A 17,576-nucleotide genomic window follows, 5' to 3' on the forward strand; every position below is an offset into this window, starting at 1 on the left:
AACAGGCGGCGGGATTCCTCAGGATCAGCGGCGCGGCCAACCCTCTGGATTCAAGTGCGGTCCATCCTGAGAGCTATTCCATTGTCGAAGCCATGGCCCGTGACCTTTCCGTGACGGTGGGCGACCTCATCTCCTCAAAAGAATTACGAAACAAACTTGATCTGACAAAATATATGACAGAATCAGTGGGGCTTCCAACCTTGCGGGACATAATGAGCGAGCTCGATAAGCCGGGACGGGACCCTCGCGAGGAATTCGAAGTCTTTTCCTTCACCCAGGGCGTCGAAAAAATAGAAGACTTAAGGCTTGGAATGAAGCTCCCGGGAATCGTCACCAATGTTACCGCCTTCGGGGCCTTCATTGACATAGGCGTGCATCAGGACGGGCTCGTTCACATTAGTGAGCTCGCCGACCGATTCGTGAGGAATCCGCATGATATAGTGAAGGTTCACCAAAAGGTAACAGTGACTGTCCTAGACGTACAAACAGGGCGAAAACGAATTTCACTTTCTATGAAGAATAAATAATTCCGGGATCTGCCGACGGCTCCCATCATTCGATTTTCATATTCAGCAATTGAGGTTCTTAATTCGGTAATAATTTAATTTTATCTGTTGTGAAACGTCTAAAATGAGTTGTGCCACGGCCCTTCATTCAAGTTTTATTCTCGATGTTACCAAAGGCAGAGGGGTCTGCCTTTGACTCGAGATATCCTAAGACATCGTAGTCATAACTTATCGAAATGTTAGAGTTTACACCTAGTGCCGGACAATTTGTCCGGTGTCAAGGGCAGAGCCCTCTGCCTTGTTCCATGATTGAGCTAGAACTCTATCCCCTGGTTCTTTGACTCGGAACTTCCGACCAATATATGAGCTATTAAATATACTTTTCTCCGAATATATAACACGATACTTACCTAAAGGAATTATCGGAATAAGCAGACAGAACCACTTTATCTGTATTATTGAATGACATATAGGACATTGTTCGTACCCTATGAGGCGCGTTCCACAGAAATTGACTTGCCATGTATCTCCTGGAGATTCATCCTTGGTTTGAAGGTAACAAGCAACACAAAATCCACTGGGAAGAATTCGTTCAAGTGGAAATTCCTGATAGTATTCCTCGGAAGTCATTAAAGGCCGGTGACGATGTTGCAGTATAGTGCGTGCTACATCCACCGCGTCTTTCCTGTAAAGCAATGAATCGATAGCTATTAGACGAATAAGTTCTTTATCGTCCAATTGGCTCATCTTCTCTGTTAACTCCTCTAGGTCCTCTGAGGCAGTAGGAGGATCGGATTGGTTACCCGAGGCCCTTTCATCCAGTACAAACTTAGCCGATTCTATCTCCAACTTTGTATGAAGATGACTATTCATATACACTATGGTTACCAGTTCATCTGTACTAAGCTGGGAATACTCACTCTTTAGGTCACTCAATTTTGTCCCTTCCCTCTCCCCTCCCACATCGCGAGATAGCAAAAAATGCTACTTGCTATCCCATTGAGTAGCATTTACTCTCAGGAATTACAATCAAAATATCGATCTAACATAGGTTGAATTCGCCCCCCTGATTGCCTTAACTTCTTCCCGAAAAGTATGAATTTAGTTTATAATGAAGTATTACCAAAACCAATCCGTCCTCAATCGATACAAGGTGGATCAGCGGACCGGGCGGGCAGAAAGATCAACGAAATAGCGCCATACGAATAGGAGGGCAGGAAAAACACCATGGGGGAATTCCATAAAACAGGTGCTTTCAGGTGGCTACACCTGACTGATCTACATCTTGGCATGCCCGGCCAAGCATCTCTTTGGCCGAACGTAGAGGAGATATTCCTCAATGATCTGAAATTCCTACGGGACAATGTTGGCCCATGGGATATGGTTCTGTTCACGGGAGATCTTACCCAACGGGGCACCAAGCCAGAATTTGATGAACTGGACAAGCTGCTGCAAACATTGTGGTCCCGTTTCAAAGAATGGGGGTTCACTCCTGAACTCCTGGCAATTCCTGGAAACCATGATCTAGTTCGTCCCGAAAATCAGGTCGATCCATCCCTGATCACTCTCCTCAAGACGTGGAACGTGCCGGAAGTGCAGGAACCTTTCTGGGATGATAAGCGGGACAGCTCACAACGTGCGTTGATTTCCGCCGCATTTCAGAATTATGCCCATTGGTGGAAACATACGTCGATCCCGAAACCCGCCACAATCAATAGGGGCTTTTTGCCTGGTGATTGCTCGACATCGTATACTGCAGACGATCTTAATCTTGGCATCGTTGGCCTCAACAGCGCCTATCTGCAGTTAGGGGCTGGCAATTTCGAAAAGAAGCTTCATTTGGATGTTCGTCAGTTTCATGCCGCTTGCAATGGTAATGGTACCGTGTGGACGAAGCAGCACGACGTTTGCCTGCTCCTCACCCATCATCCGGAGGTGTGGCTGAACCCTGAAGCGCAGAAACAATTTTTGGATGAAATCTATTCCCCGCCCGAGCGCTTTGCTCTTCACCAGTTTGGCCACATGCATGACGGGAATCTGAGTGCCGTTTCGCATGGCGGTGGCAGCGAACGGAGGCGGCTGCAAGGTTGTTCACTCTTCGCACTTGAATCTTGGGGTGAGGAGAAGAAAGAAAAGCGTAATCACGGCTATTCGTTATGCGAACTGAAACGGGAAAACAATGAGCTTAAGCTACGGATCTGGCCGCGCCGTGCAAACGAAATAACGGGCGGCGGACGGACAATAGATCGCGATCTATCTTTCGACCTTGAAAAACACGATGGTGGTACAAATCCCATTGTCGTCAAACGTTTGGAGCCCAAACATGTGGTGATTTCAGATCGAACAGGGGCCGAAGCGGCGCCTATTGACGCACCTGTCTCCTATGACCCGCGTAATCCACCATTCTTTGTCCACTACCGTCAAAAAGGCGACCAGGTCATCGGCCGGGAAACGGCCTTGGCTAAGGTGCGGCAGCAACTCACTACCGGACGCCCCACCGCCATCGGCCAAACTGCTGTTTTCCAAGGCCTTGGCGGCCTTGGCAAGACACAATTAGCAGTAGAATATGCCCACAATTACCGGGACGCCTACCCGAACGGCGTCATCTGGCTGACCGCCGATCAGGACCTGGACGCACAACTCGTAGATCTTGCTGTCGAGGCACGCTGGGTCGCACCCGCTTCGGAACATAGACATAAACTCGAAGTTGCACTCCACAGGCTGCGCAGTTACTCCGACTGCCTCATAATTTTTGATAATCTCGAACAACTTGAAGTCATCAAAGGTTATTTACCGGAACCCCCGGCTGAACCCCACATCCTCGTAACTAGCAGGACGGAGCAGCCCGACTTCGCCTATGTGCCGATTGACCTGCTCGATTCCGGCCAGTCATTACGCATGCTAACTCAGGAAGCCGGACACCAACCTGAAAAAGCATCCGACTGGGAAGCGGCCAGGAAGATTGCAGAGACTCTTGGCGGATTGCCACTGGCTTTGGAATTGGCTGGCGCCTACCTGTTTCGCCGACCCGTAAGCTGGCAGGAATATCTTAAGCTGCTGCAATACAATCTCAAGATAGCCTTGCCGTCCCGGTTGTCAAGCCTGACGGGGCATGAGGCCGATCTGTATTCAACCCTGCAGATCAGTGAAAGCGTTCTTACTGAAGAGCCGCAATTACAGGGCATTCTAGATGTCCTCACCTGGAGCGGGCCAGCGCCCATGGGCTTAGATCTCCTGGCCACGCTCGTTGGAGTGGAAGACCATGCCGAACTCACCAATGCCTTGAGTTTAGGTACGGCTTTACGCATTCTTCAGCACACACCGGATACCGACAGCTACGCGTTACACAGGCTTGTGCGCGAGGTCCGCCGCGAACAGAATCCACTGGCTGAAAGGCCTACCTGGGCCGCCGACCTATGCCAGCGGACCGGTGACTGGTTCGATGCCCATCGGAGAGACTTCGCGCAACTGCCGCGTTTCGAGTCCGAGATAGACCATCTGCGGGAATGGCACGATCACTCGCTGAAGTTCGCACCACAGCAGGCCAGTCGTCTCACCTGGCTCCAGGCCTACCCGCCGTTTCACCGAGGCCAGCCCCGTGAAATAAAACGACTCGTCGAAATTTCACACAGCGAGTATGATCAGCATGGTTGCAATGACAGACCCCTCCTCGCCCATTTAAATAATGACCTGGCATTTTCGATATGCGAGCTTGGCGATCCGAAAGGCGCGCTAGAATTGGCCGAGCAGGTACTTGCCGTGCGGCGGGAGTTGTTCGGCGAACGGCACCCCGATACGGCCGATTCCCTCAACAATGTTGCCATTTGTTGCGGCAAATTGGGCGACCCGAAACGAGCGCTGGCATTGGCAGAGCAGGCCCTTGCCGTGCGGCGGGGGTTGTTCGGCGAACGGCACCCCAATACGGCCGATTCCCTCAACAATGTTGCCGGTTGTCAAAGCGAGTTGGGCAACCCGAAAGGCGCACTGGAACTTTCCGAGCAGGCATTGGCCATTCGGCGGGAGTTGTTCGGCGAACGGCACCCCAATACGGCCGATTCCCTCAACAATGTTGCCATTTATTGCAGCAAATTGGGCGACCCGAAAGGCGCACTGGAATTGGCCGAGCAGGCATTGGCCATACTAAGAGAGTTGTTCGGCGAACGGCACCCCAGTACGACCAATGCCCTCAGCAACGTCGCCATGTGTCACAGCGCGTTGGGCAACCCGAAACGCGCGCTGGAACTTTCCGAGCAGGCATTGGCCATCCAGAACGAGTTGTTTGGCGAACGGCACCCATCCACGGCCACAATTCTTTACAATATGGCTGATTACCTGCGACGGCTTGGTAATACGTCTATAGCTTATGCCTACGCCCAAAAGGCGCTCGAAATAGAGACAAGCATTTTCGGGTCCCAACATTCAACCACCTTGAAAACTGCCAAACTGCTGTCACGAATCGGGCGTCCAGGCTTCCGTGTGCCATCCTTAAAGAAAACCACGAATAAGAATAAAAAAGGGAAGGCTCGGAGATAGCTTGGCTGGGAGAGCAAATGGGGCTGGAGGAAAATCAATATTTCAGTCCAAAAATAAACAACTGTTTGGAGGGTATCGACGAAAACTCGATCTGCGGCACCCTGGATGCGCTCGCGGCCTCAACGTACAGATGTACGCCTCCGGCTGCGATGCTCCCATGGTACCACATCTGGAGTTTTCTATTAATGATCATAGATATTCCTGTGATGAGACAAATCAATACTAACGAACTTATCTCCGTAAACATCCAACCAGTCTCTCGATAATGCCTTAAGTTTTTGAAGTACCCCCTCTTCCCCCCACACTTTTGCTTGCGTCGCTCCGCCCAATCGTTCCTTTCGATTTCCCCCTACGGGGCTTTTCGCCCGGCATCCATATTATTCATTGATTAGCTGCCGGGCTGCGCTGGCCGGTGAATCGGGGGCCGAAGGCGCGTAGCGGAATCGTCCAGATTCGTCGTCTGGTGAGGATTCGAGACCGTCGGCGTATCGTGTGATACGCCAGAGGTCCGGACCGGAGGCAGGCGGCGGATATGGGCGATTCCCCCCGATTCACCGGCCGTCCAAGTGATCGCATCGAAAAAAAGGGCCCTATAACCTTTCAGTTATAGGGCCCTCTGCTTTGCCTTCTCTGTTCTTTCCGCTACTATATCAGCGCCTCCAGGCTCTCCGGTTCCTTTGCTGGCGGCGGCTCCAGCTGCTCTAGGGCCGCCATCTCGTAGTTGCGGTACTTGCTGTAGCCTGTGCCTGCCGGGATGATCCTTCCCATGATTACGTTTTCCTTCAGGCCTCTCAGATAATCCACCCGGCCTTCGATACTCGCCTGGGTGAGGACCTTCGTGGTATCCTGGAAGCTTGCGGCACTGATGAAGCTGTCCGTGATGAGGCTGGCCTTGGTGATGCCCAGGAAGAGCGACTCTGCTTCTGCCCTTCTTCCTCCCTGCTCCAGGACCCTCCGGTTCTCCTCTTCAAATACCCACCACTCGACCGGCTCGTCGATGATGAAATTCGTGTCGCCCACATCCTTAATCCTCACCCTCTTCAGCATCTGCCGGACGATGACCTCGATGTGCTTATCGTTGATCTTCACGCCCTGGAGCTGATAGACCTCCTGGATCTCATCGACCAGGTATCTTTGCAGCGCCTTGATGCCGTTGATCCTGAGCACGTCGTGGGGGTTCACGGGGCCGTCCATTAAGGGCTCGCCCGCTTTCACATAGTCACCCTCGTGGACGATGATATGCTTGCCTCTCGGTATGCTATATTTTCTCGCTTCGCCGCGGTCGGGCTTCACGAGGATCTCTCTCTTGCCTTTGGTCATCTTGCCGAACTCCACGAAGCCGTTCACCTCGCTGACCATGGCATTCTCTTTCGGGCGCCTCGCCTCGAACAGCTCCGCTACCCTCGGGAGACCGCCGGTGATGTCCTTTGTCTTCGTGGTCTCCCGGGGCATCTTCGATATGACGTCGCCTGCGAATATGGCATCGCCTTCGTTTACCACGATATGGGCGCCCACGGGCAGCATGTACCTTGCGGGACTGCCGCTGCCGGGGACGACCTTGGTCTTGCCCTTGTCGTCTTTAATGGAGATACGGGGTCTCAGGTCCGTGTCCTTCGGCTCGATGATGACCTTATAAGAAAGGCCTGTAAGCTCGTCCTTGCTCTCCTGCATGGTCGTGCCTTCCGTGATGTCGCCGAACTTCACCCGTCCCGTCTCTTCCGAGAGGATGGGGATGGTGTAGGGGTCCCACTCGGCGATGATCTGGCCGTCAGTCACCTGATCGCCGTCATTCGCCTTGAGCCTTGCACCGTAGATGAGCGGATACCGCTCCCTTTCCCTTCCTGCTTCATCAAGGAGCGCCACTTCGCCGTTTCTGTTCATGACGACCGTGACGTTGTCCCTGTTGGTTACCACTTTCACGTTGATGAGCTTCATGTATCCGTCGTTTCGTGCCTCGAGGGTCGACTGCTCCACGCGCCTCGATGCGGCGCCGCCGATATGGAAGGTCCTCATGGTGAGCTGCGTTCCCGGCTCGCCGATCGACTGGGCGGCCACGATGCCCACCGCCTCGCCGATGCTCACGAGTCTGCCTCGCGCGAGGTCCCTGCCGTAGCAGAGGACGCATACGCCCCTCTTCGACCTGCAGGTAAGGGCGGAGCGGATCCTGACCTTCTCGAATCCCGCATCCTCGATCGCCTTCAGGTGCACTTCCCTGATCTCGTCGTTCTTTGCCACGATGATCTCGCCGTCGGGGTCCTTCATGTCCTCGAGCGCGACCCTTCCCAGCACCCTGGCCCCGAGATGCTCGATGACCTCGCCGCCTTCGATAAGGGAGCTGACCTCGATGCCGTCAAAGGTGCCGCAGTCGGTCTCCGAGACCACCACGTCCTGGGCCGCGTCCACGAGCCTTCTCGTGAGATACCCGGAGTTCGCGGTCTTGAGGGCCGTATCGGCAAGTCCCTTCCTGGCGCCGTGGGTGGATATGAAGTACTGGAGCACGTCGAGACCTTCACGGAAGTTGCTCGTGATCGGGGTTTCGATGATCTCGCCCGAAGGCTTGGCCATGAGCCCCCTCATGCCGGCGAGCTGCCTGATCTGCTGGGCGCTTCCTCTCGCTCCGGAATGGGCCATCATGAAGATGGGGTTTAAGCTGTTCTGGAATTCGACCTTCCCGTCCGGGCTTATTACCGTCTCGGAGCCGAGCTCCTTCATGAGCTCGTCCGCGATCCTCTCGGTCACGTCCGCCCATATGTCGATTACTTTATTATAACGCTCACCGTCGGTGATGAGGCCTTCCGAGTGCTGCCTCTGGACGTCGATGACCTCTTTATTCGCCTGGTCGATAAGCTCCTTCTTCCTCGACGGGATTTTCATATCGTCGACGCTGATGGAGATGCCGCCCAGGGTCGCATAGAAGTAGCCGAGGTCTTTCAGTCTGTCGGAAAGGATGACGGTGATCTTTTCTCCGCCTTCGCGGTAGCACTTATCCACGAGCCCGGCGATGGTCTTCTTGTCCATCACCCTGTTCATGAGGCCCCACATGTCGGCCATGATCGTCTGTCTCTTCTCCTCGGGGAGCTCCATGAAAGCATTCTCCACCACGTCCCGGAGTATTACCCTTCCTGTGGTGGTATCGACGATGGTATGGCCGAAGCGCACTTTTATCCTCGCGTGGAGGTCTACCTCGCCTGCATCATAGGCGATGACCACTTCCTCGGAGTCGGAGAATATCTTGCCTTCCCCCTTCGCATACTTCCTCTCGATCGTCAGGTAGTAGAGCCCGAGGACGATGTCCTGGGTGGGGACGATGATCGGTTTTCCGCTCGCAGGGGAGAGGATGTTGTTGGTCGACATCATGAGTACCCTGGCCTCGGTCTGGGCCTCGATGGAAAGGGGTATATGGACGGCCATCTGGTCGCCGTCGAAGTCCGCGTTGTAGGCGGGACATACGAGGGGATGGAGCTGAATGGCCTTGCCGTCGATAAGCTGCGGCTCGAAGGCCTGGATGCCCAGCCGGTGAAGGGTAGGCGCCCTGTTGAGAAGCACGGGATGCTCTTTGATCACCTCTTCGAGCACGTCCCATACCTCGGGCCTCTCCTTCTCCACGATCTTCTTCGCGTTCTTTATGGTAGTGGCAAAGCCCTTCTGAATGAGCCCGTTATAGACAAAAGGCTTGAAGAGCTCAAGGGCCATATATTTCGGGAGGCCGCACTGGTGGAGCCGAAGCTCCGGCCCGACCACGATAACCGATCTTCCGGAATAGTCGACCCGCTTTCCCAGGAGGTTCTGGCGGAACCGCCCCTGCTTTCCTCGCAGCATGTCGCTCAAGGATTTAAGGGGCCTCTTGCTGGCGCCGGTCACGACCCTGCCTCTCTTCGAGTTGTCGAAAAGGGCGTCGACCGCTTCCTGGAGCATACGTTTTTCATTCCTGATGATGATCTCGGGGGCGTTCAGCTCCATGAGCCTTTTGAGCCTGTTGTTCCTGTTGATGACCCTTCTGTAAAGATCGTTCAGGTCCGAGGTCGCAAACCGCCCTCCGTCCAGGGGGACGAGGGGCCGCAGCTCGGGGGGCAGGACGGGAATAATGTCGAGGATCATCCACTCGGGCTTTACGCCCGATGCGCGGAACGCGTCGACTACTTTCAGCCTGCGGGCGAGTTTCTTCTTTTTCGCGTCGCTCGCCGTGTCGCGCATCTCCTCGCGGAGCTTCTTCGTGAGGTCCTCGATCTCGATCTTCTTGAGGCACTCCCTCATCGCCTCCGCGCCGATGCCTGCGATAAAGGTGGCGCCGTACTTCTCGCTCCCTTCCATGTACTTCTCTTCGCTGATAAGCTCGCAGAACTCATGGGGTGAGTTCCCCGGCTCGATGACGATATACTGCTCGAAATAGAGGACCCTCTCCACCTCTTTGATGGTGAGCTCCAAAAGGGTGCCAATCTTGCTCGGCATGCTCTTCAGGAACCATATATGGGCCACGGGACAGGCGAGGTTGATATGGCCCATCCTCTCCCTTCTCACTTTCGACTGGATTACTTCAACGCCGCACTTCTCGCATATGATGCCCCTGTGTTTCATACGTTTGTATTTCCCACAGATGCACTCGTAGTCTTTTACCGGTCCGAAGATCTTTGCACAGAAGAGTCCGTCCCGCTCCGGCTTAAAGGTGCGGTAGTTTATCGTCTCCGGCTTCTTCACCTCTCCGTAGGACCATTTTTCGATGAGCTCCGGTGAGGCAAGTGATATTTTTATCGCCGCATAGCTGAGCGGGTCTTTCGCTTTATCAAAAACTTTAAAATAATCGTCCAATGTTTTGCCCTCCTATTCCTCTTTTATGAGGTCCACATTAATACATAAGCTCTGCAGCTCCTTCACCAGGACGTTGAAGGATTCCGGCAGGCTCGGTTCAAGCACATCCTCTCCCTTTACGATGGCCTCGTACGCCCTGATCCTTCCGTTCACGTCATCGGACTTGATGGTGAGGAATTCCTGCAGGGAGTAAGCGGCCCCATATCCTTCGAGTGCCCATACCTCCATCTCACCGAGCCTCTGGCCGCCGAACTGGGCCTTGCCTCCGAGAGGCTGCTGGGTGACGAGGGAATAGGGCCCGATGGAGCGGGCGTGGATCTTGTCGTCTACGAGGTGATGCAGTTTCAGAAAGTACATGTAGCCGACTGTGACCGAATGGTGGAAGGGTACGCCCGTCCTCCCGTCGAACAGGGTAGTCTGTCTGCTGTCAGGCATACCCGCAGCCTTGAAAAGGGCGTGGATCTCTTCTTCCTTCGCGCCGTCGAATACCGGCACCGCGATCCTGACCCCGTTCCTCTGCTGCTCGGCGAGGAGAACCAGATCTTCATCAGACAACCTTTCAATGAAGCCTCTTAGTTCGTTGTTATCAAACACCTTGTTTAATTGCGCCTTTATCAGCTCAGGGGAGCAGCACTGCTTGTAGAAGTTGTCGACCATGTCGCCGATCTTCTTCCCCAGCTCCTTGGCGGCCCATCCGAGATGGACTTCCAGGATCTGGCCCGCGTTCATACGGGAAGGCACCCCGAGAGGGTTGAGGACTATGTCGATAGGGGTCCCGTCTTCCATGAAGGGCATATCCTCTTCCGGAAGAATGACGGAGACGATACCCTTGTTTCCGTGGCGACCCGAGATTTTGTCTCCCACCGATATCTTTCTTTTCATGGCCACATAGACCTTGATGGTCTTGATGACGCCCGGCGGCAGCTCGTCCCCTTTCTTGATCTTGTTGATCTTATCTTCGTAGTAGAGCCTGATGATGTCTACCTGATTATCCTTGCTGTCGATGATCTTCGCGATCTTCGCCTCGATGTCCGCGTCGCCGAATCCCATGTCGCCGATCCTGTCGAGGGTCATGGCGTCGATCTTCTCTTTGGTCAGGAGCTCCCCTTTCTTGAGCGATGCCTTGCCTTTCTCATCCTTCACGTCCGCATGCGCGGTCCTGCCCACGAGAAGGGTGCGGATCTTTTCTCTCGTGCCGTCCAGGATGATCCTGATCTGCTCTTCCTGGTCCTTCAGGATGTTGGAGATCTCCTTGTCCTCGATATCCTTGCTTCTGTCGTCCTTGTCGATGCCCCTGCGGGAAAGGACCTTCACATCCGTCACGATCCCTTCGATCCCGTGGGGGACTCTCAGGGACGTATCTTTCACGTCGCCCGCCTTTTCTCCAAAGATGGCGCGCAGAAGCTTCTCCTCCGGCGTGAGCTGGGTCTCGCCCTTGGGGGTCACTTTCCCCACGAGGATATCGCCCGGCTTCACGGTAGCGCCGATTCTCACGATGCCGCTGTCGTCGAGGTCCTTGAGCGTCTCTTCGCCCACGTTCGGGATGTCGCGGGTGACTTCTTCCTTGCCGAGCTTGGTATCCCGGAGCACGCACTCCAGCTCCTCGATATGGATCGAGGTGAGGACGTCTTCCTTCACGAGCCTCTCGTTAATGAGCACCGAGTCCTCGTAGTTGTACCCTCTCCACGGCATGAACGCGACCATCACATTCTTTCCCAGGGCAAGGTCGCCCTTGTCCGTGGAAGGTCCGTCGGCGAGGCAATCGCCCTTCTTCACGTAGTCGCCCTGCTTTACGATTACTCTCTGGTTTATACAGGTATCCTGGTTCGACCGCCTGAACTTCAGGAGGTTGTGGACGTCTATCTTGGTAACCTGCTCGCCGTCTGTCGCGCCCTTGTCCTCATACTTGAGGATGATCCTGTTCGCGTCGACGCTTTTTACGAGCCCCGAGTGCTTTGCCGTGATGGTGACCCTCGAGTCATTCCCTACGACCCGCTCCATCCCGGTCCCTATAAGGGGCGCTTCGGTGATCACGAGCGGCACCGCCTGCCTCTGCATGTTCGATCCCATGAGTGCGCGGTTCGCATCATCATGCTCGAGGAAGGGGATAAGGGATGCGGACGCGCTCACGAGCTGCTTCGGAGAGACGTCCATGAAATTGACCTGGTCGGGGGTGATAAGGTAGAAGCCCCCGCCCTTCTGGGCGGAGACGAGCTCTTGCGTAAATTTTCCCGTCTTGTCGACCGGGGCATTGGCCTGGGCGATGAAAAACGCCTCTTCCTCCATGGCGCTCAGGTACCTGATGTTGTCCGTGACCCGCCCTTCGGTGACTTCCCGGTAAGGGGCTTCGATGAAGCCGAATTCATTCACCTTCGCATAGGTAGAGAGGGAGGCGATGAGGCCGATATTGGGACCTTCAGGGGTTTCGATAGGGCAGATCCTGCCGTAGTGGGTAGGGTGCACGTCGCGCACCTCGAACCCCGCCCTCTCCCTCGTGAGACCTCCGGGTCCCAGAGCGGAAAGCCTCCTCTTGTGGGTGATCTCACTCAAGGGGTTCGTCTGGTCCATGAACTGGGAGAGCTGGCTGCTGGCGAAGAAATCCTTTACTGCCGTGGCCACGGGCTTCGGATTGACGAGGTCGTGGGGCATGAGGGTCTCCATCTCCGGGAAAGTAAGCCTTTCCTTGATGGCCCTCTCCATTCTCACCAGGCCCATTCTGAACTGGTTCTCGAGAAGCTCGCCCACTGTCCTCACCCGCCGGTTGCCCAAATGGTCGATGTCGTCTCCGGGCCCTCTCGAGTCCTTCAGTTTAATAAGCTGCTTCACCACCTCGATGATATCTTCCTTCCTGAGGACGGACACATCGAGGGGGATGTCGAGACCGAGCCTATGGTTGATCTTGAGGCGCCCGACCCGGGAAAGGTCATATCGTTCGGGGCTGAAAAACATGTTGTAGATAAGAGCTTCCGCAAACTCGATCGTTGGGGGATCGCCGGGACGGAGCTTCCTGTATATCTCGAGGAGCGCGTCCTCTTTGGCTGATGCCTTGTCTGTCTGAAGGGTGTTCCTTAACGACGAGCTTACGGTGAGGTTGTCGATGAAAAGGATCTCCATCTCGCCTACGCCTCTGCTTATGGCCTTCGCCAGATCTTCCTTGCCGATCTCCTTATTGATGGCAATGAGGATCTCATTGGTGTGAGGGTCGAGCACGTGGGCCGCGGTGATCCTGCCGACCACGTCCTCTTCTTCCACGGCAATCTGCGTGATATGGGCGGCGTCCATCTTTTTGAGCACCGCTTTCGTGATCTTCTTATGCTTCTTTACCAGCACCTCTTCCGTCTCCGGGTTTACGATATCCGAAGGCGCTTTCTGCCCCACGAGCAGCGCGTGGGGCGTCTCTTTGAAGAGCTTGTTATCTTTTATTTTCACGAATTCCTTATCGTAAAAATATTCGAGCACGTCTGCCTCGGAATATCCCAGGGACTTCAGGAGGAGCGTGACGGGGATCTTCTTCTTCTTATCTATTCTCACATAGACGAGCTCTTTGGAATCGAACTCGAAATCGAGCCATGAGCCTCTGTATGGGATTATCCGCGCCGTATACGATACGGTGCCGGAGAGCGGCGATTTTGACTGATCCGTATCGAAATAGACCCCGGGGGACCTGTGAAGCTGACTTACAATAACCCGCTCGGTGCCGTTGATGATAAAGGTACCCCTCTCGGTCATGAGGGGGATTTCTCCGAAATAGACGTCCTGCTCTTTGATTGCCCTGATATCTTTGGTTTTGGTATCGGGGTCGACGTTCCACACCACAAGCCGTATGGTCACTTTCATGGGTGCGGCAAAATTGAGTCCCCTTACGAGACATTCTTCTTCCGAATTCTTCGGTTCGCCGATCTCATACTTCACAAACTCAAGCGAGGTGGTGTCGTGGGAATCTTTTATGGGAAAGACGCTGTTGAATACGGCCTGGAGTCCTACGTTCTGCCGTTTTTCCAGGGGTACGCCGTGCTGGAGAAACATATCATAGGAATCGAGCTGGATCTCGATAAGGTTGGGGATATCGAGTACCTCTTTAATCTTTCCGTAATTTTTTCTAAAAATCCTGTTAGTAAAGGTTTCCCTCATAGGTTTGTTCACCTCTTAATGGAATCAGCGTGGCGCGACAGCCGCCTGAGCGGTTCCGCGCCACGCTGTAATCCTGATTGTCACTACTCGACTTTGACCTGTCCGCTCACTTCTTCCAGCTGTTTCTTGATCGTCGCGGCTTCGTCTTTCGATACTGCTTCTTTTACCGGTTTGGGCACGCCCTCGACCAGGTCTTTCGCTTCTTTGAGCCCCAGGCTCGTGATCTGACGTACGACCTTGATCACCTGGATCTTCTTCTCTGCTTCGTAACCGGTGAGGATTACGTTAAATTCCGTCTGCTCTTCCACGGCCGCTGCCGCCTCTGTGGGTGCTGCCCCTCCGCCTGCTGCCGCCATCATGGGCATGGCTGCGCTGACTCCGAACTTCTCCTCAAGGGCCTTTATGAAATCCGATAGTTCGAGAACCGTCATGTTCTCGATAAACTGTATTACGTCTTCTCTTGTGGCGCTCATTGATCTCTCCTCCTTATTAAGCGGCTTCTTCTTTTTGAGTTTTAATGGCGTTCATTACCATCATAAGCTTGTTCAGGTTGCCCGACAGCACGTAGACGAGCCGTGTCGGCATGCCCAGGAGCAGTCCCAGGAGCCTTGCGATAAGGACATCGTGCGACGGCAGCGTGGCGAGCTTGAGAATCTCTTCGACCGTAAGCATCCTGGTCCCGAGATAGCCGGCCTTCAGCTTGAGATTGGGCATCTCCTTGGCAACGCCTGAAATGACTTTCGCGGCGCTCGTGGGGTCCTTTTTGATGCAGATGATCGCATTCGGACCCTTGAACTGGTCCTTCAGCACCGCTGCATTGGTACCCTCGGACGCGATGGTGAGTAGGCTGTTCTTCACGACGCTGAATTCCGCGTCCGCGTTCCTGAGCTCTCGTCTGAGCTTGGTCGTCTGGGCGACGCTCATGCCGCTGTACTCCGCCAGGAACAGAGAGTTCAGTTCTTTGAGCTTGGCCGACAGTTCCTCAACCACTTGTACTTTTTTTTGTCTTTCCAATGGTTTCCTTCCCTCCTTTCTATTAGAATATGTATGGAAAGTCAGGGAGACGGCAATGTAGAAAGTCTCAGTAGGCCGTAATCGTTTAACATATATGCACCTACTTTCTCTGACCTTTTCCCTATTTTGTCAAGGTCCTCGCATAGGCTGGATCGATTTTTACTCCGGGACTCATGGTCGACGATATGGCGATACCCTTTATGTAGGTCCCTTTGCTTGAAGGAGGTTTGAGCCTGACAACGGCATCAATGAGTGCGTTTATGTTTTCCAGAAGCTTTTCTTTTCCGAAACTTACTTTACCGGCGGCCATGTGCAGGTTTCCGGCCTTGTCCACTCTGAACTCGACCCTGCCCGCCTTCATCTCTTTTACGGTTCTTCCTATATCGAAGGTCACGGTGCCTACCTTGGGGTTCGGCATGAGCCCCCGGGGACCGAGGATCTTACCGAGCTTACTCACCGCGCCCATCATATCGGGGGTGGCAATGGTCTTATCGAAATCGGTCCATCCCTTCTGAATCTTGTCGATCAGGTCTTCGGCGCCGATGAAATCGGCCCCTGCTTCCTCTGCTTCCTTCTCTTTCTGGCCTTTGGCAAAGACAAGGACCCGCACGGCCTTACCCAATCCGTTGGGAAGGACCACGCTTCCTCGTACCATCTGGTCCGCATGCCTCGGGTCTACGCCGAGCCTTAAAGCCAGCTCCACCGTTTCATCGAATTTGGCGAAACAGATCTGGGGCAAAAGGTCCATGGCTTCATCCATCATGTACCTTTTCTCTCTGTCCACCTTCTCTTTTGCTGCCGCATACTTCTTCGCTTCTTTTGCCATTGTGGTGCTCCTTATCTTAAGCGGTCATCGGTCAGCGTCCCGACTAAAAAGGCTACCCTTTGGGGGCAGCTCTTCTGACGGGGGCTGATAGCTATCGTGCGATAGCTGATTCGTCTATCCTTCCACTACTTCAAGGCCCATGCTCCGGGCCGATCCCTCTATGATCCTCATCGCGCCGTCCATATCTTTTGCATTGAGGTCCGGCATCTTGAGCTGGGCGATCTCTTTGACCTGCGATTTCGTGATGCTTCCCGCCACTTCCTTTTTCGGGTTATTGGCGCCCTTGGCAAGTTTTGCCGCTTTCTTGATCAGAAAGGTCGCAGGCGGTGTCTTCGTGACGAAGGTAAAGGTCCTGTCTGAAAAAATGGTAATAAGGGCCGGGATCACGGTGCCTTCCTGGCTTCTCGTCTTCTCGTTGAAGGCCTTGCAGAATTCCATTATATTCACGCCGTGCTGTCCCAGGGCGGGGCCGACAGGCGGTGAAGGCGTTGCCTGACCTGCTTGCAACTGCAATTTCACCATAGCAACTACTTTTTTCGCCATCTCACTACTCCTTTACGTTTTTTCAATCTGTATAAAATCCAGCTCCACGGGAGTGGTCCTGCCGAAGATGTTGAGGAGCACTTTCACCTTGCCCTTCTCGGGCTTGATCTCCTCGACCGTGCCGGTGAAATTCATGAAAGGCCCGTCCGTCACCTTTATGGTGTCGCTCTTCTCGAACCGTATCTTCGGCTTTATCTTTCCCTTCCCTTCCTGGATCGCATTTATAATATCTCTCACTTCTTTTTCCGGCAAAGGGGGCGGGTTCATCTTGTCGTAGCCCACGAACCCGGTTACCTTCGGCGTATTCCGTACCAGGTACCACGTGTCGTTGTTCATGGCCATGTTCACGATGATATATCCGGGGAACACGGTCCTGGAAGACTTCTTGATATTTCCTTTCACCCGCTCCATAATGACTTCCGAGGGTACGATGATATCACCGAACTGCTCCTCCATCTTGGCGGTCTTGATCGCATCTTCCAGGGCTTCTTTTACCTTCTGCTCATACCCTGAATAGGTGTGTACCACGTACCATTTTTTCTCTGAGGTCATATGTTTTTATCCACGCAAAATTGTCTGGACAATCTTCGCAAGTCCCACGTCGACAATTCCTAGGAATGCCGCAGCAATCACCGTGGTTATAAGAACTACGTAGGTCCCTTTTAAGGCGTCTTTCCGGGAGGGCCACGTCACCCTCTTTGCCTCCAGATATACTTCTCTGAAGTAGTCTTTAACCGTTTCGGTTACTTTCTTGAAATCCATGGTGTCTCCATTGTGAACAGGCCAGGAGGGATTCGAACCCCCAACACCCGGATTTGGAGTCCGGTGCTCTATCCGTTAGAGCTACTGGCCTTTTTATTTTGTCTCCCTGTGTGCGGTATGCTTCCTGCAACAGCTGCAATATTTCTTGAGTTCCAGCCTGTCGGGTGTCTTCTGTTTGTTCTTGGTTGTCGTATAATTCCTGTTCTTGCAGTCGGTGCAAGCAAGGATCACTAATTGCCTCATTTTCTACCCCTTATTCTATAATCTCGGTGACAACGCCTGCGCCTACGGTCCTTCCGCCTTCCCTGATAGCGAAGCGAAGCTCTTTCTCGAGGGCGATGGGCGTCACCAGCTCGACCGAGAGGGTTACGTTATCCCCGGGCATGACCATTTCCACGCCTTCGGGAAGCTTTGCCACGCCGGTCACGTCCGTGGTTCTAAGATAGAACTGCGGT

General features: G+C 53.9%; 12 protein-coding genes and 1 tRNA gene. 2 read left to right on the top strand and 11 right to left on the bottom strand.

Annotated elements, in window-relative coordinates; all coding sequences use genetic code 11:
- On the top strand, window positions 1-527 hold a 527-nt coding region (locus VGJ94_05740; protein HEY3276102.1), incomplete at its 5' end, for a S1 RNA-binding domain-containing protein.
- A 1,206-nt stretch (window positions 528-1,733) separates the two neighbouring features.
- Entirely contained in the window at window positions 1,734-5,039 is a 3,306-nt protein-coding gene (locus tag VGJ94_05745; protein HEY3276103.1) for a tetratricopeptide repeat protein, read from the top strand.
- 645 nt (window positions 5,040-5,684) lie between these two features.
- On the opposite strand, the gene rpoC is transcribed toward VGJ94_05745, so the two are convergent.
- From rpoC to tuf, 11 genes are all read right to left on the bottom strand, one after another.
- Complete coding sequence (rpoC, locus tag VGJ94_05750) at window positions 5,685-9,845, bottom strand: DNA-directed RNA polymerase subunit beta' (protein HEY3276104.1); 4,161 nt, start codon at window positions 9,843-9,845, stop codon at window positions 5,685-5,687.
- Window positions 9,846-9,857: 12 nt separating this feature from the next.
- Complete coding sequence (rpoB, locus tag VGJ94_05755; protein ID HEY3276105.1) at window positions 9,858-13,976, bottom strand: DNA-directed RNA polymerase subunit beta; 4,119 nt, start codon at window positions 13,974-13,976, stop codon at window positions 9,858-9,860.
- Window positions 13,977-14,059: 83 nt separating this feature from the next.
- The gene (gene rplL / locus VGJ94_05760; protein HEY3276106.1) at window positions 14,060-14,449 is read right to left on the bottom strand and encodes a 50S ribosomal protein L7/L12; all 390 of its coding nucleotides are present in this window, start codon (window positions 14,447-14,449) and stop codon (window positions 14,060-14,062) included.
- Window positions 14,450-14,465: 16 nt separating this feature from the next.
- Complete coding sequence (gene rplJ, locus VGJ94_05765) at window positions 14,466-14,990, bottom strand: 50S ribosomal protein L10 (protein ID HEY3276107.1); 525 nt, start codon at window positions 14,988-14,990, stop codon at window positions 14,466-14,468.
- Between the two features lie 121 nt (window positions 14,991-15,111).
- On the bottom strand, window positions 15,112-15,816 hold the full coding sequence (gene rplA, locus VGJ94_05770; GenBank protein HEY3276108.1) for a 50S ribosomal protein L1: 705 nt from the start codon (window positions 15,814-15,816) through the stop codon (window positions 15,112-15,114).
- A 114-nt stretch (window positions 15,817-15,930) separates the two neighbouring features.
- The gene (gene rplK, locus VGJ94_05775) at window positions 15,931-16,359 is read right to left on the bottom strand and encodes a 50S ribosomal protein L11 (protein ID HEY3276109.1); all 429 of its coding nucleotides are present in this window, start codon (window positions 16,357-16,359) and stop codon (window positions 15,931-15,933) included.
- Between the two features lie 12 nt (window positions 16,360-16,371).
- Window positions 16,372-16,911 (bottom strand): transcription termination/antitermination protein NusG, encoded by a 540-nt coding sequence (nusG, locus tag VGJ94_05780; protein ID HEY3276110.1) that lies wholly within the window; start codon window positions 16,909-16,911, stop codon window positions 16,372-16,374.
- A gap of 6 nt (window positions 16,912-16,917) precedes the next feature.
- Window positions 16,918-17,121 carry a preprotein translocase subunit SecE gene (secE, locus tag VGJ94_05785; GenBank protein HEY3276111.1) on the bottom strand — a complete coding sequence of 68 codons (204 nt, stop codon included), beginning with the start codon at window positions 17,119-17,121 and terminating at the stop codon, window positions 16,918-16,920.
- A gap of 17 nt (window positions 17,122-17,138) precedes the next feature.
- Window positions 17,139-17,212, bottom strand: a tRNA-Trp gene (locus VGJ94_05790).
- A gap of 2 nt (window positions 17,213-17,214) precedes the next feature.
- A complete protein-coding gene (gene rpmG / locus VGJ94_05795) occupies window positions 17,215-17,364 on the bottom strand; it encodes a 50S ribosomal protein L33 (GenBank protein HEY3276112.1) in 150 nt (49 codons plus the stop codon).
- Window positions 17,365-17,374: 10 nt separating this feature from the next.
- The coding region (tuf, locus tag VGJ94_05800) for an elongation factor Tu (GenBank protein HEY3276113.1) at window positions 17,375-17,576 on the bottom strand (202 nt) is incomplete at its 5' end.

It is taken from the genome of Syntrophorhabdaceae bacterium (assembly GCA_036504895.1).
Classification (GTDB): domain Bacteria; phylum Desulfobacterota; class Syntrophorhabdia; order Syntrophorhabdales; family Syntrophorhabdaceae; genus PNOM01.